13 protein-coding genes and 1 pseudogene are annotated in these 14,544 nt (G+C 61.8%); 1 reads left to right on the forward strand and 13 read right to left on the reverse strand.

All coding sequences use genetic code 11. The features are described 5' to 3' along the window. Window positions 1–2: 2 nt before the first annotated feature. The 9 genes from rplB to rpsL form a co-directional block, all read right to left on the reverse strand. Window positions 3–836 (reverse strand): 50S ribosomal protein L2, encoded by an 834-nt coding sequence (gene rplB, locus V1277_RS01580; protein ID WP_334374595.1) that lies wholly within the window; start codon window positions 834–836, stop codon window positions 3–5. Window positions 837–848: 12 nt separating this feature from the next. Further along, on the reverse strand, window positions 849–1,148 hold the full coding sequence (locus tag V1277_RS01585; RefSeq protein WP_028349056.1) for a 50S ribosomal protein L23: 300 nt from the start codon (window positions 1,146–1,148) through the stop codon (window positions 849–851). Further along, window positions 1,145–1,765 carry a 50S ribosomal protein L4 gene (gene rplD, locus V1277_RS01590; RefSeq protein ID WP_213286279.1) on the reverse strand — a complete coding sequence of 207 codons (621 nt, stop codon included), beginning with the start codon at window positions 1,763–1,765 and terminating at the stop codon, window positions 1,145–1,147. Before rplD ends, V1277_RS01585 begins: the two co-directional genes overlap by 4 nt. Window position 1,766: 1 nt before the next feature. Beyond that, window positions 1,767–2,489 (reverse strand): 50S ribosomal protein L3, encoded by a 723-nt coding sequence (rplC, locus tag V1277_RS01595; protein WP_334414753.1) that lies wholly within the window; start codon window positions 2,487–2,489, stop codon window positions 1,767–1,769. A gap of 52 nt (window positions 2,490–2,541) precedes the next feature. After that, window positions 2,542–2,850, reverse strand: a complete 309-nt coding sequence (gene rpsJ / locus V1277_RS01600) for a 30S ribosomal protein S10 (protein WP_002712302.1) — start codon at window positions 2,848–2,850, stop codon at window positions 2,542–2,544. 93 nt (window positions 2,851–2,943) lie between these two features. Then, a complete protein-coding gene (tuf, locus tag V1277_RS01605; protein WP_065748163.1) occupies window positions 2,944–4,134 on the reverse strand; it encodes an elongation factor Tu in 1,191 nt (396 codons plus the stop codon). Window positions 4,135–4,174: 40 nt separating this feature from the next. Beyond that, on the reverse strand, window positions 4,175–6,247 hold the full coding sequence (gene fusA / locus V1277_RS01610) for an elongation factor G (protein ID WP_028349060.1): 2,073 nt from the start codon (window positions 6,245–6,247) through the stop codon (window positions 4,175–4,177). Window positions 6,248–6,276: 29 nt separating this feature from the next. After that, the gene (gene rpsG / locus V1277_RS01615; protein WP_028349061.1) at window positions 6,277–6,747 is read right to left on the reverse strand and encodes a 30S ribosomal protein S7; all 471 of its coding nucleotides are present in this window, start codon (window positions 6,745–6,747) and stop codon (window positions 6,277–6,279) included. Window positions 6,748–6,762: 15 nt separating this feature from the next. Continuing rightward, window positions 6,763–7,134 (reverse strand): 30S ribosomal protein S12, encoded by a 372-nt coding sequence (rpsL, locus tag V1277_RS01620; RefSeq protein ID WP_027536823.1) that lies wholly within the window; start codon window positions 7,132–7,134, stop codon window positions 6,763–6,765. A 682-nt stretch (window positions 7,135–7,816) separates the two neighbouring features. Between rpsL and V1277_RS01625 the strand changes: the two are divergent. Further along, a pseudogene (locus V1277_RS01625) lies at window positions 7,817–8,113 on the forward strand (FAD-dependent oxidoreductase); the annotation flags it as partial. A 6-nt stretch (window positions 8,114–8,119) separates the two neighbouring features. On the opposite strand, the gene V1277_RS01630 reads toward V1277_RS01625, so the two are convergent. The 4 genes from V1277_RS01630 to V1277_RS01645 all read right to left on the reverse strand — a co-directional run bounded on the left by V1277_RS01630 (window position 8,120) and on the right by V1277_RS01645 (window position 14,536). After that, on the reverse strand, window positions 8,120–8,911 hold the full coding sequence (locus V1277_RS01630; protein ID WP_334414754.1) for an MOSC domain-containing protein: 792 nt from the start codon (window positions 8,909–8,911) through the stop codon (window positions 8,120–8,122). 41 nt (window positions 8,912–8,952) lie between these two features. Further along, window positions 8,953–10,977, reverse strand: a complete 2,025-nt coding sequence (locus tag V1277_RS01635) for an ABC transporter ATP-binding protein (RefSeq protein WP_334414755.1) — start codon at window positions 10,975–10,977, stop codon at window positions 8,953–8,955. A 161-nt stretch (window positions 10,978–11,138) separates the two neighbouring features. Then, the gene (locus V1277_RS01640) at window positions 11,139–13,193 is read right to left on the reverse strand and encodes an FAD-dependent oxidoreductase (RefSeq protein ID WP_334414756.1); all 2,055 of its coding nucleotides are present in this window, start codon (window positions 13,191–13,193) and stop codon (window positions 11,139–11,141) included. A gap of 248 nt (window positions 13,194–13,441) precedes the next feature. Then, a complete protein-coding gene (locus V1277_RS01645; protein WP_334414757.1) occupies window positions 13,442–14,536 on the reverse strand; it encodes a helix-turn-helix transcriptional regulator in 1,095 nt (364 codons plus the stop codon). Between the last annotated feature and the right edge of the window lie 8 nt (window positions 14,537–14,544).

The following is a 14,544-nucleotide window of genomic DNA, read 5'->3' on the forward strand; positions in this document are numbered from 1 at the left end:
CCTTACTTCTTCCGCTTGTGGCGGCTTAGGAGGATGAATCGATTGGTCGACTTATTCGAACGGGTCTTCTTGCCCTTGGTCGGCTTACCCCACGGCGTGACCGGGTGGCGGCCGCCCGAGGTGCGGCCTTCGCCGCCGCCGTGCGGATGGTCGATCGGGTTCATGACGACGCCGCGGTTATGCGGACGCCAGCCCAGCCAGCGGGTGCGGCCGGCCTTGCCGATCGAAATGTTCATATGATCGGGGTTCGACACCGCACCGATGGTGCCGCGGCAACGGCCGTGCACCAGGCGCTGTTCGCCCGAGTTCAGGCGCAGAATGACGTATTCCTGGTCGCGGCCGACGATCTGGGCGTAGGTGCCGGCGGAACGGGCGATCTGGCCGCCCTTCCCGATCTTCATCTCGATGTTGTGGACGATGGTGCCGACCGGCATGTTGCCGAGCGGCATGACGTTGCCGGGCTTCACGTCGACATAATTGCCGGCAACCACCGTGTCGCCGACGGCCAGCCGCTGCGGCGCCAGGATGTAGGCCTGCTCGCCGTCCTGATACTTGATCAGCGCGATGAACGCGGTGCGGTTCGGATCGTATTCCAGCCGCTCGACGACGGCGGGAACGTCAACCTTGTTTCGCTTGAAATCCACCAGGCGGTAGGACTTCTTGTGGCCGCCGCCGCGGAAGCGCACGGTGATGCGGCCGGTGTTGTTGCGGCCGCCATTGCCGAGCTTGCCCTCGGTCAGCGCCTTCACCGGCTTGCCCTTGTAGAGCGCCGAACGGTCGACCATCACCAGCTGGCGCTGGCCCGGCGTCGTCGGATTGTATGTTTTCAATGCCATCGCTGTGTCGCCTTATAGTCCGGTGGTGACGTCGATGCGGTGGCCCTCTTCGAGGGTCACGACAGCCCGCTTGACGTCCGACTGCGAACCGAAATTGCCGCGGAACACCTTGGTCTTGCCCTTGCGGACCAGCGTGTTCACGCTCTTCACCTTGACGTCGAACAGCTTCTCGACGGCTTCCTTGATTTGCGGCTTGGTCGCCTTGCTAGCGACCTTGAACACGACCTTGTTGTGCTCGGATGCTACCGTCGCCTTTTCGGTGACGACGGGGGCTACGATCACGTCGTAATGGCGCGGATCGATATTCTTCATTTGAAGCGCGCCTCCAGCGCATCGACTGCCGCCTTCGTCAGCACGAGCTTCTGACGGCGCAGAATGTCGTAGACGTTGATGCCCTGGATCGGCAGCACGTCGATGTTCGGAATGTTGCGGGCCGCGGTCGCGAAACCGTTGTTGAGCTCGGCGCCGTCGATGATCAGCGCGTTGGTGAGCCCAAGGCCGTTGAAATGGCCGACCAGCGCCTTGGTCTTGGCTTCCTTGACTTGCGCGCTATCGATCACGATCAGGCCGCCATCCTTGGCCTTCGCCGACAAGGCATGCTTGAGCGCCAGTGCCCGCACCTTCTTCGGCAGGTCGGTCGCGTGCGAGCGAACCACCGGCCCGAACGCACGGCCACCGCCGCGGAACTGCGGCACGCGGGCCGAACCGTGGCGGGCGCCGCCGGTGCCCTTCTGCTTGTACATCTTCTTGCCGGTGCGCCAGATTTCGGCGCGCCCCTTCGCCTTGTGCGTGCCGGCCTGGCGCTTGTTGAGCTGCCATTGCACGCAACGCTGGATGATATCGGCGCGCGGCTCGAGACCGAAGATCGCGTCCGAGAGCTGGACCGATCCGGCTTCCTTACCTTCAAGCGTCGTGACTTTCAGTTCCATCTCACGCGCCCTCCTGCTCGGCCGGCGCAGCAGCAGCCTGCTCACCGCCAGCAACCCTAAACTTGCCGGGCTTCGGAGCTTCCTTCGGCAACGGCTTCTTCACGGCGTCGCGCACCGAGATCCAGCCGCCCTTGGAGCCGGGAACGGCACCCTCGACCAGGATCAGACCGCGCTCGACGTCGGTCTGCACCACACGCAAATTGAGCGTGGTGATGCGATCGACACCCATGTGACCGGGCATCTTCTTGTTCTTGAAGGTCTTGCCGGGATCCTGGCGTCCGCCGGTCGAACCGATCGAACGATGCGAAACTGACACACCGTGGGTGGCGCGCAGGCCGCCGAAATTCCAGCGCTTCATGCCGCCGGCAAACCCCTTACCAACCGAGGTGCCGGTGACGTCGACGAACTGGCCGACCACGAAATGGTCCGCCTGGATCTCGGCGCCAACCGGAATCAGCGCATCTTCCGACACGCGAAATTCGGCGACTTTCCGCTTGGGCTCGACCTTGGCCGCGGCAAACTGGCCGCGATCCGCCTTGGGCAGATACACGGTCTTGCGGGTACCCGCACCGAGCTGCAGCGCGACGTAACCGTTCTTTTCGGTCGTGCGGTGGCCCAGCACCTGGCAATTGCCCAGCTTCAGCACGGTCACAGGGATATGTTCGCCGGCCTCCGTAAAGACCCGCGTCATCCCGACCTTTTGTGCGATCACTCCGGAGCGCATCGGCGTGCTTCCTGTTCTTTCTGTCCGCTAAATTCGGACGAGCTAAAAAATCTTAGAGCTTGATCTCGACGTCGACACCGGCGGCCAGATCGAGCTTCATCAAAGCGTCGACGGTCTGCGGGGTCGGGTCGACAATGTCGAGAAGGCGCTTGTGGGTGCGCATCTCGAATTGCTCGCGGCTCTTCTTGTCGACGTGTGGCGAACGGTTGACGGTGAACTTCTCGATGCGGGTGGGCAGCGGAATGGGTCCGCGAACCTGGGCACCGGTACGTTTCGCCGTGTTCACGATCTCGCGGGTCGACGTATCGAGGATTCGATGGTCGAACGCCTTGAGACGGATGCGAATATTTTGGCCGTTCATTGCCGTTTGTCTTTCTTTGTCGCGTAGGGCGAGTGGTGAGCAGCGAATAGCGAATGGAACCAGTCCACTCGCTACTCGCCATTCCCTATTCGCTTATTCGATGATGGCGGCGACGACGCCGGCGCCGACGGTGCGGCCGCCTTCGCGGATCGCGAAGCGCAGCTTTTCTTCCATCGCGATCGGCACGATCAGGTGCACTTCCATCGCAATGTTGTCGCCCGGCATCACCATCTCGGTGCCTTCGGGCAGGTGCACGACGCCGGTCACGTCGGTGGTGCGGAAGTAGAACTGGGGCCGGTAGTTGGTGAAGAACGGGGTGTGACGACCGCCCTCTTCCTTGGTCAGGATATAGGCCTCAGCCTTGAACTTGGTGTGCGGCTTGACCGAACCCGGCTTCGCCAGCACCTGGCCGCGCTCGACTTCCTCGCGCTTGGTGCCGCGGAGCAGCGCGCCGATGTTGTCGCCGGCCTGGCCCTGATCGAGCAGCTTGCGGAACATTTCGACGCCCGTGACGATGGTCTTCTGGGTGTCGCGGAGGCCTACGATTTCGATTTCCTCGCCGACCTTGATGATACCGCGCTCGACACGGCCGGTGACGACGGTGCCGCGGCCCGAGATCGAGAACACGTCTTCCACCGGCATCAGGAACGGCTGGTCGACCGGACGCTCCGGCTGCGGAATGTATTCGTCGACATTGCGCATCAGCTCGAGGATGGCGTCGTGGCCGAGCTTCTTGTCCTTGTCTTCGAGGGCGGCGAGCGCCGAGCCCTTGATGATCGGGATCTTGTCGCCCGGGAATTCATACTTCGAGAGCAGTTCGCGAACTTCGAGCTCGACGAGCTCGAGCAGCTCCGGATCGTCGACCATGTCGCACTTGTTCAGGAACACGACGAGCGCGGGGACGCCGACCTGACGGGCGAGCAGGATGTGCTCGCGGGTCTGCGGCATCGGGCCGTCGGCGGCCGACACGACCAGGATCGCACCGTCCATCTGGGCGGCGCCGGTGATCATGTTCTTCACATAGTCGGCGTGGCCGGGGCAGTCGACGTGGGCATAGTGGCGGTTCGTCGTCTCATATTCGACGTGAGCGGTCGAGATGGTGATGCCGCGCGCCTTCTCTTCCGGCGCCTTGTCGATCTGGTCGTACGCCGTGAACGTCGCACCGCCGGTTTCAGCCAGCACCTTGGTGATCGCTGCGGTCAGCGATGTCTTACCATGGTCGACGTGACCGATGGTTCCGATGTTGCAGTGCGGTTTAGTACGTTCAAACTTTGCTTTGGCCATTTGACTCTCCGTTCAGTCGTTAGCTTGCAACCAACGACAATCAGGCAAACTTCTTCTGGACTTCTGCCGACACGTTCGCCGGCGCTTCAGCGTAGTGATCGAATTGCATCGTGAAGGTCGCGCGTCCCTGGCTCATCGAGCGCAGGTTATTCACGTACCCGAACATGTTCATGAGCGGCACCATCGCGTTGATGACGTTGGCGTTGCCCCGCATGTCCTGGCCCTGGATCTGGCCGCGCCGAGAATTCAGGTCGCCGATGACCGAACCGGTATAGTCTTCCGGGGTCACCACTTCGACCTTCATGATCGGCTCGAGCAGAACAGACTTGCCCTTCTGCAGCGCTTCGCGGAATGCCGCGCGCGATGCGATTTCGAAGGCCAGCGCCGACGAGTCGACGTCGTGATACTTGCCGTCGACGAGCTGGACCTTGACGTCGACCACCGGGAAGCCGGCGACCACGCCCGAGCCCATCACGCTGTTGAGGCCCTTTTCGACGCCGGGGATGTATTCCTTCGGCACCGCGCCACCGACGATCTTGGACTCGAACTCGTAACCCTTGCCGGGCTCGTTCGGCTCCACGATGATCGACACTTCGGCGAACTGACCGGTACCGCCGGTCTGCTTCTTGTGCGTGTACTTGACTTCAGCGCGCTTGGTGACCCGCTCACGGAACGCCACCTGCGGCGCGCCGATGTTGGCGTCGACCTTGTAGGTCCGCTTGAGGATGTCGACCTTGATGTCGAGATGGAGTTCGCCCATGCCCTTCAAGATGGTCTGGCCGGACTCCTGGTCGGTCGACACGCGGAACGACGGATCTTCGGCAGCGAGCTTCGCCAACGCGACGCCGAGCTTTTCCTGGTCGGCCTTCGACTTCGGCTCGATCGCGATTTCGATCACCGGCTCCGGGAATTCCATCTTTTCCAGAATCACCGGCTTGTCGGAATCGCACAGCGTATCACCGGTGCGCGCTTCCTTCAGGCCCGCTAGTGCGACGATGTCGCCGGCATAGGCTTCCTTGATGTCTTCGCGGTTGTTCGCATGCATCAACAGCATGCGGCCGATACGCTCTTTCTTCTCGCGGGTCGAATTGATGACCCCGGTGCCCGACTGCAGGATACCCGAATAGATGCGGCAGAAGGTGATGGTGCCGACGAACGGGTCGTCCATGATCTTGAACGCGAGCAGAGCCAGCGGCTCCTTGTCGTCGGCCTTGCGCACCACTTCGTTGCCGTCATCGTCGGTACCCTTGATCGCGGGCACGTCGATCGGCGACGGCAGGTAGTCGACGACGGCGTCGAGCAGCGGCTGCACGCCCTTGTTCTTGAAGGCGGAGCCGCACAGCACCGGATAGAACGCGCCGGTCAGCACGGCCTTACGGATCAGGCGCTTCAGCGTCGCCTCGTCCGGCTCCTTGCCGTCGAGGTAAGCGGCCATGGCGTCGTCGTCGAGCTCGACGGCGGCTTCCACCATCTTCTCGCGGTATTCCTTGGCCTGGTCGACGAGGTCGGCCGGGATGTCGACATAGTCGAACTTGGCGCCGAGCGATTCATCGTTCCAGATGATGCCCTGCATCTTCACGAGATCGACGAGGCCCTTGAAGTTGTTCTCGGCACCGATCGGAAGCTGGATCGCGATCGGCTTGGCGCCGAGACGGTCGACGATGTCGGCCAGACACTTGAAGAAGTCGGCGCCGGTCTTGTCCATCTTGTTGGCGAAGACGATGCGCGGAACCTTGTACTTGTCGCCCTGGCGCCAGACGGTTTCGGTCTGCGGTTCGACGCCCTGGTTGGAATCGAGCACGCACACCGCACCGTCGAGCACGCGCAGCGAACGCTCGACCTCAATGGTGAAGTCGACGTGGCCGGGGGTGTCGATGATGTTCAGGCGCTTGCCGTTCCAGAACGCGGTGGTCGCAGCCGAGGTGATCGTGATGCCACGCTCCTGCTCCTGCTCCATCCAATCCATCGTCGCGGCACCTTCGTGCACTTCGCCGATCTTGTGGCTCTTGCCGGTGTAATAGAGGATGCGCTCGGTGGTCGTGGTCTTGCCGGCGTCGATATGCGCCATGATACCGAAGTTACGGTAGTCCTCGATGGCATGTTGGCGGGGCATGGGCTGTTCCTTAAATCCGTTCTTCGCCGTTACCAGCGATAATGCGAGAAGGCGCGGTTGGCTTCCGCCATGCGGTGCACGTCTTCACGCTTCTTGACGGCGTTTCCCCGGTTGTTCGACGCGTCGAGCAACTCGGCCGAGAGCCGCTCCGTCATCGTCTTTTCGTTGCGCTCGCGCGCGGCCGTGATCAGCCAGCGAATGCCCAGCGCCTGGCGGCGAACCGAACGCACTTCGACCGGCACCTGGTAGGTGGCGCCGCCGACGCGGCGCGACCGCACTTCGATGGTCGGCATGACGTTTTCCAGCGCCTGCTCGAACACCGTGAGCGGCCCCTGCTTGGTCTTGGCCTCGATCATGGCGAGCGCGCCATAGACGATGTTTTCGGCGGCGGACTTCTTGCCGTCGTACATGATCGAGTTCATGAACTTCGTAATGATGATGTTCCCGAACTTCGGATCCGGGTTGACTTCACGCTTTTCGGCAGAATGGCGACGAGACATCGTGTCTGTTCCCGCTTATTTCGGACGCTTCGCGCCGTACTTCGAACGACGCTGCTTACGGTTCTTGACGCCCTGGGTATCGAGGACGCCGCGGAGGATGTGGTAGCGCACGCCGGGCAAGTCCTTGACGCGGCCGCCGCGGATCATGACCACCGAGTGCTCCTGAAGGTTATGGCCTTCACCCGGGATGTAACCGATCACTTCGAAGCCGTTGGTCAGGCGCACCTTGGCGACCTTACGAAGCGCCGAGTTCGGCTTCTTCGGGGTCGTGGTGTAGACGCGCGTACAGACGCCGCGCTTCTGCGGCGATTGCTGCAGCGCCGGCACCTTCTTGCGCGACTTCTGCACCGTACGCGGATTTGCGATCAGCTGGTTGATCGTCGGCATGTCAGCCTTCACCCTTTAGTTCACGCGAAAACCTGGAATGGCTTTCGTAAATTCTTCTCGGAACTAGCCGTTCCGTTCGGCCCGCCTCACGCGAAAAAAAACATTCGCGCAAAACGAAATCGCGCCAACCACCCATCGCTGAGCGGAAAGCGCTTCGACGCCACAGAGGATCGCGAATTAAGGCCGATCAGCGTTCGCTGTCCGGCCCGCTACCGAGATCATGCACCCGAGTTCACTCTCAAGAGGACGTGCTCAAGAGAACTAAAATCGTCCTGGCATTGCCTAGCTATATGATCGACAGCGTTTGAGCGGCATTCGTCGAGGTTGGTGCCCGTCCAGTACCTTTAGGAATTGCCCATAAGGATTTGAAAGGGTGGTCCGTTCCGACGCTGGCGTAGCTCACCGCCTGTCGTTAAGTGGGCGTCTTCTATAAGCGGTGGGTAGCTAAGTCAAGCAAAACGAGAACGCTGGAAACGCCTATGGGGCGTGTGGATTTGGCGTTTGCCGCGAAATCGGAAAAGCCGAAATGACGATGCCCTGCCCTCTTTGGAGTGGATTCGAGTCGCATATTTTACCCGGATAAATATAACCAGAAACATAGTTCTCTGGTTCCAGTTTTCCCGGCCAAGCCCTTATTTGCCTTTCCGGGTGCAAAACTTGCGCAACAAGGCCGGAATTCTTCGTGAAACACACCGATATTGCGATCATCGGCGGCGGCTTCGCCGGTTCGACCGCGGCCGCCATGCTCGGGCGCTCAGGAATCTCGACCGATCTGATCGACCCGCATCAGGTCTATCCATTCGACTTCCGCGTCGGAAAAATCAGCGGCGCCGAGCAGCTCGGCCGCTTCTACCAGACCGGAATCGCCGATTCGGTGCTGCGCTCGGCCACCACGGCGAGACTGGATCACGCGATTCGGCCACCGAGCCGCCAATACGGTATGATGTGTGACGCGCTACTCGGCGCGGTCCGCGCCGAAGGCGGGCTAATCCTGAAGAACGATATCGTCATCCGGGCGAACCAGACCCGCCACCAGCACAGCGGCGTAAACGCCGGCTCTCCCGTCGTGATTCTTTGCTACATACCGCAAAATCTCGGGATTCTCGTCGAGCGACTCTGGATCAATGCTGATCATGCGACAACGGATATCGCGTTCCAGAATGTGGACCGTCAGTTTCGGACCGATCCGCAGTCGCCGGCCGACGAATGCGTCTTCGGCAAAGCTTTCACCGGAATTGAGATCGACATAGAGGTTTTCGCGAAAGCGACGCTTGTCGAGCGTCAAGCCCACGGCGCGGCCAATTCCGTCGATCGTCTGGGTTGCAAGCAACGAAAGCGGGCGACAGTCCCTTAGGGCGCGGTCCGAGCGTATGATGGTCAGGTCGGAAGCGTTGAGCTGATCACCTCCGATCAGACCCAACAGCGCCGGATCGGACGCCGACAGAGTTTTTCCGTTCGGCGCTTCGATCTCAAGCGCCAGATCTTCGCTAGACGGAAACAGCGGTGTCAGGCCAGGACCGCGGGTTTCTGCATCGGTCAGGTTGCCCGGTACAAGCGTCAGCTCGGGACGGCGAAACCTCGGGCGAAATCGTAGCATTTCCTTCCTGCTTCGTGCGGTGAGGAATGGAAAGGCCTTGGGCGCGCCCGCATGATGGACAGCGTAGAGGCGGTCGCCGAGCACGCCAGCAAAGCTGACATAGGCCTCGGGTAGGGATTCTCCCGGCATGCTCTTTACCGGGTAACGCCAAACGCTTTCAAGTCGCCCAACAACCTTCATTACAATTCTCGTCTGACATTTCTTGATCGCGGCAGTCTGGACTACTCATCGTCCTCATCATCGTCGTCGTCTTCGTTGTCGGCGTCGGCCTGAGCGGCGGCGTTATACGGCGTGTGGCCCTGGTCGTCCCAGAGCTTGCGATAGACGCCGTTGGCCGCGAGCAACTGCGCATGCGAGCCGCGCTCGATCGCCTTGCCGCCTGAAATCACGATGATCTCGTCCATCTCGACCACCGACGTCAGGCGGTGGGTCGACCAGACCATGGTGCGCCCTTCCGCCACCTTCATCAGCGTGCGGTTGATCGCGGCTTCCGTGGTTTGGTCGAGCGCCGAGGTCGCCTCATCGAGCAGCAGCAGCGAGGGATTGCGGATGATGGCGCGCGCGATCGCGATGCGCTGGCGCTGGCCGCCGGATAGCGTGTCGCCGCGTTCGCCGACCGGCGTGTCGTATTTCTGCGGCAGGCTCATGATGTAGCGGTGAATCTCGGCCTTGCGCGCGGCTTCCTCGACCTCCTTGTCGGTGGCGCCTTCCTTGCCAAGCCGAATGTTCTCGCGGATCGACATGTTGAACAGCATGTTGTCCTGGAACACGACGGCCATGCCTCCGCGCAGCGACTCCCGGGTCACGCGGCGGATATCGACGCCGTCGATCGCCACCCGCCCCTCGTCCGGCGTGTAAAGACGCAGGATCAGGTTGAGCAGCGTGCTCTTGCCCGAGCCGCTCGGCCCCACGATCGCGATGCGCTTGCCGACATCGAGCTTGAGGCTGAAATTGTCGAGCACCGGCGTCTCGCTGCCTTCGTAGGCAAAGGTGACGCGGTCGAAGGTGATGTCGTTGGTGATCGGCGGCAAATCCGGTGCCCCCGGCCGATCGGCGCCCCTTGTCGGCTCATCCAGCAGTTCCTGCATGTGCCGCACGGCCGCCGCCGACTGGATCGACACCGGGATGAAATGCATCAAATGGGCGATGTTGTAGGACACCTCCCAGAACGCGCTCTCGAAGGTGACGAAGGTGCCGATGGTGATCTGGCCCTTGGTGGCCAGATAGGCGCCGATCGCCAGCACCACGAGATGCAGCAGCAGCACCGAAATGGTGACGGTGCGCTCCACCATGGTCGACAGGAACACGGCGGACGCCGTCTTGATGCGTACATTCTGGTTGCGCATGGTGAACCAGCCGAGCGTGCGGCGCTGCAGGCTGAATGCCTTGATCACGGCCTGCGCAGCCACGTTTTCCTGCACCGTGCCGAGCAGTGCCGCTTCATTGAGCTTCTGCTCGTAATTCGCCTGCACCGCCTTCGGCGTCAGGATCCGCGGCCCGATCAGCGTGATCGGGAATACCAGGAGGGCGACCGCTGCGAGTTGCCAGTTCAAAAACAGCATCAGGATGATGCCGGCGATCAGTTCCAGGAACGGCAAAGCGGCGCTGTTGGCGAACGTCTTGACCGAGCCCTCAAAGGCCGCGAGATCGATCGAGAAGCGCGAGAGGATTTCGCCGCGCTTGGTACGGGCAAAATACGACGCCGGCAGGTTCTGGACGTGCTCGAACAGCCGCGTCCGCACATCGGCAATAACGCATGCTGCCAGCCGCGCATCCCAGCGCTCGTACCAGACCGCGATGATCGAGGTGATGATACCGGCGACCGCGAGCACGCCGAGGATCTTGTAGAGCGCCTGAAAATCCTCTTCGCCCAGCGCATCGTCGATCAGGAATTTCAGGCTCAACGGCATGATGACGTTGAACAGTGTCTCGACGAGAACGCCGAAGGTCACGAAGACGAGCAGCTTCCTGTAATTGCCCAGATACGGCTTGACGAAGCCGTAGATGGTCGCCATCGCGCCGGCGGCTTCCTTGGCGGTGAAAACGACGAGGTCCTCGTCATCATCATCGTCGTCGAGCTCGATCTCGTCCTCTTCGTCGTCCTTGTCAGCGTCGGGGGGGATGCCGGCCGCCTTACCACCGGCAACGGGCGCAGCGGCAGCCCCGGCCGCGAGCTTCTTCGCAAGCTCGGAATCGTCCGCCGGCGCGGGATTCTGATCATCCGAGGACGGAGGCTTGGGCGCCATGAAACCAACCGATGCTGCACGGCCGGCATGACCGCAAATCGAACGCGGCAGCGGCGGGCGCTACCGCAAGGATTCTATGCGATCGGGATCAATTCGGCAAACATTGGCGTGACCGGCTCTGCTTCAGCACAGCGGTCACGCTCAATACAACCAGTCGGTGCTCACTCGTCCGATTCGACCTTGTCAAAAAAAGAATAGCGCAGGCTGTCGGCGTCGGCATACCACTGCCCCGGCCCCTTGTTGGCAGCCAGCGTCGCTGCCCATACCGCATCGGTGCAGTCGCGCCGGTGCATCGAGAGGTCGAATCCGTTGCCGAAGAATAATTCAGACCATTCCCACCAGGTGCCGAGCTTCTTCACACCGCGCAACAGATCGTAACGGTCGATCAGTGCAGGGGCCATGTCCGACGTCACCGACCCGAACACCAGGCCGGTCTTCACGACGCGGTTCAGTTCGCGCACCGCTCGCGGAACCTGCTTCTCGGCGACATGACACAGGCTAGTCTCGAACACGAAATCGAACTCGTCGTCCTTGAACGGCATGTCGACGATCGAGCCGAGCTTGTTGAACTTCTTCAGCGCTTTCGGCGTCTTGGCGTGGATCGCCCGATTGTTCTCGATACCCCAGGCATCGATGCCGCGCTCGCGCAGCGCGCCGACCAACTCCCCGCTGGCGGAGCCGGCGACCAGCAGCTTGTAACCCTTGGCCCTGCTCCAGACGATCTTGATCAGTTCCGTCAGATAGGCCGGATCGGTAAACTGGCTCCAGACTTCGCTGTAGGAGCCCAGCCCACGGTAATTCTCGAAATAGCTGCGGTCGATCTTGTCGGGCAATACCTCGCCCTGTTGCGCACGCGCGCGGCGCAACCGCATCATCTCTGTCAGAATGATGTCGGTGGCGGCGTCGGAGGAATCGAGCAGCCCGTTCAGCGTCGAATCGAAAAGATAGTCGCCGACCACCACGATTCCCGGATGCTGCTTCGGCTCCGGGCGATGGTTGGTCATGACGTCGCGCACCGGCAGGCCGCCGGGCAGCGCGTTCACCGACGATAGCCAGCGGTGAATCTTGCCTTCCAGGAAATAATCGCGGGCGTTGCCGAACGAAGCCGGCAGTGACTTGATGGCGGCATCGATCAGTTCCTGGTCGCTGAGATTGGCAAATGCCAGCGCGTCCGAGCCCGCGATCAGCCAGTTGAGCACGCCGTGCCTGCCGACGTCGTGGCGGGCGCCCTCGTTGTAGACGCAGCAGCCGCCGAACGCTTCCGACATGAACCAGGCGCCGGGGATCTTCTCGCCCCAGAACGGTTCGTCGAACAGGATCGAGACCCGCAAGTAATGCGCCGGACGGTCGAAATAGGCGATGTGCTTGACCATCGACTTGCGCAATTCCTCGCCCTCCCAGCCCATGGTGGCGAGCCAGGAATGCGGCAAACACATCAAGACCAGATCGAAATCGCGTTTCTCGGGCCCCTTCCCGTTCATCATGTTGAGCTGATAGCGGCCGGAAGCAGTTTTTCCGACTTTCAGCACGCGGTGATTGAGCTGGATATCAGCGTCGACTTCCGAGCGCAGGCATTCGATCAACTGCTCATTGCCGTTCTGGATCGAGTACAGGCCGATGTAGCCGTCGATATCCATCACGAAGTTCTTCAGCGCATTCAGGCCGTTGGTGTTGTGGGCCTCGGTTGCGATATCCGAGCGCGCCATCACCTTGAAGAAGCGTTTCGCCGTGGGATCGTCGACTTCCTTGTCGAGCACTTCCTCGCAGGTCATGTAGGCCCAGGGATGCTCGTTGTCGTGGGCGCCGACGCCCTCGTAATATTCGACCGGCGACACCAAGTCGGCGCAGCGCTTGCGGAACGCCTCGATCGCAGCCGCGGTCTTCTCGCCATACTTGCGGCGCATGCCCGGCACGTCGTTGAGCAGCACGCCGTCGAGGTGCACCTGCTCGGCATCCATCGGTATGGTCTGCAATCCGAAATGCTGGATCAGCTCCCGTAAGGGATCCGGGCCGGTCATCGAATAATCGTAGATTTCGGCGACGCCGGCCTCATACATCGCCGGCGCGGAATCGAATTTGCGCGAGACGATCTTGCCCCCGACCCGGTCGGACGCCTCGTAAATCGTGACGCGGCAGAGATCGCCAAGCTTTTTCTTCAAGTACCAGGCGCTCATCAAGCCGCCTGGGCCGCCCCCAACGATTGCAAGATCCAACATGTAAGTTCCGTCGCCCCTCCGCCGCCCCCTCCCCAAGGAGGCGCCGGTCTAAACTTAAATTACCAAAAGCCCTTTTCACCCTGAAGGGAAGATGAACAAAGCAGGTCCTCGCACCGCAACAAAGAAAGAAAGCAGCAAAAAGGCCACCTTGCGCCGGCCTTTTGTCTTCACACCGTATTCTTGCGGGGTCTCATTCTGCCGGCGGGAGAGCCAGCCGTTTCGCCTCCGGAGCTGCACGGCGCGGTTGTCTAACTCCCACGGAACGCCTTGCCGGCGAGCAGGCTGACAAGCTCCTGCTGGCGTGACAGGCCGGTCTTCGATAGCACGGCCTTGAGCTGGCTGCGCACCGTCTCCCGATTTACGCCGGTCGCGTCCGCGAGCGCATCGATGGTGACAGCCTGGCCGATGCTCCGCGCCACGCGCGCCTCCGCCGGCGTCAGGTCGAACAAGCCTTGCAGGACTTCCGCCGTCGGCACCACGGCGCGATCGACCGGCGTCACCACCAGCAGTGCGGTGGCCTGGGTGAAGATATCGCGCGCATCGCCGCGCACGGGGATGACATGCAATACCATCGGCACGCGGTCTGCCGTCGCAGCGACCGGTATCGACCTGACGGTGCGGCCGCCGGCAAGAGACCGCGGACCGAGCGCTTCCGCAAGCAGCGCGTCCGCCGTGACATCCGTCATCGTGACGCGCTCGATACGATCCTGAAACAGCGAAGGGACCAGCGCTTCGAACAGACCGTTCGCGGCGAACACCCGGCCGCGCCCGCGCAACACCGCGCCCGGCAGGCCAAGCACCTGCAACGCATCAGCCTGCGCACGGGCGCGCTCGAAGCCGATGCGGTTTGCCGCAAGCGAAGCCCGGGCCAGATGGGGACGCAATCCATCCAGCAAGGCGACGACTTCGCGCGGCACCGGGCCATGATCCTGATGCCGCGGCATCACAATCGCGATTGAATCGCCGCTCGGCATCGGAATGATCGTCCCGGCGCGGTAACCAAGGCCGTGTTTGCGGTAAAAGTTGCAATAGACGTCGTTGGTCGCAATCTCCTCCTCCGAGAGGAGATCATAGTCAGTGACGAAGCCTGCATGATTGAGGGCAATGGCGCGCGGCAGATTTGGATCGCGTTCGCTCCATTCTCCCAAGAACACGGGCATGAGCTGGTCATATTCGACAGAATTGACCGCGCTCGTGTAGCCGTCGCGCACGCCGAACAGAAAGCCGCCGTTGCCGCCGATCGCTGCGCTGAGTTCGCCGAGCACAGCCGGCCAAAGCGACGGAATGAGCCCCGCCTCGTAGATGCGGTCGATCAGGGGTTCAAAATGAGCCGAGCCGCTCATGGGGAATT

Origin of the sequence: Bradyrhizobium sp. AZCC 1588, from assembly GCF_036924735.1 — a bacterium.
GTDB lineage: Bacteria > Pseudomonadota > Alphaproteobacteria > Rhizobiales > Xanthobacteraceae > Bradyrhizobium.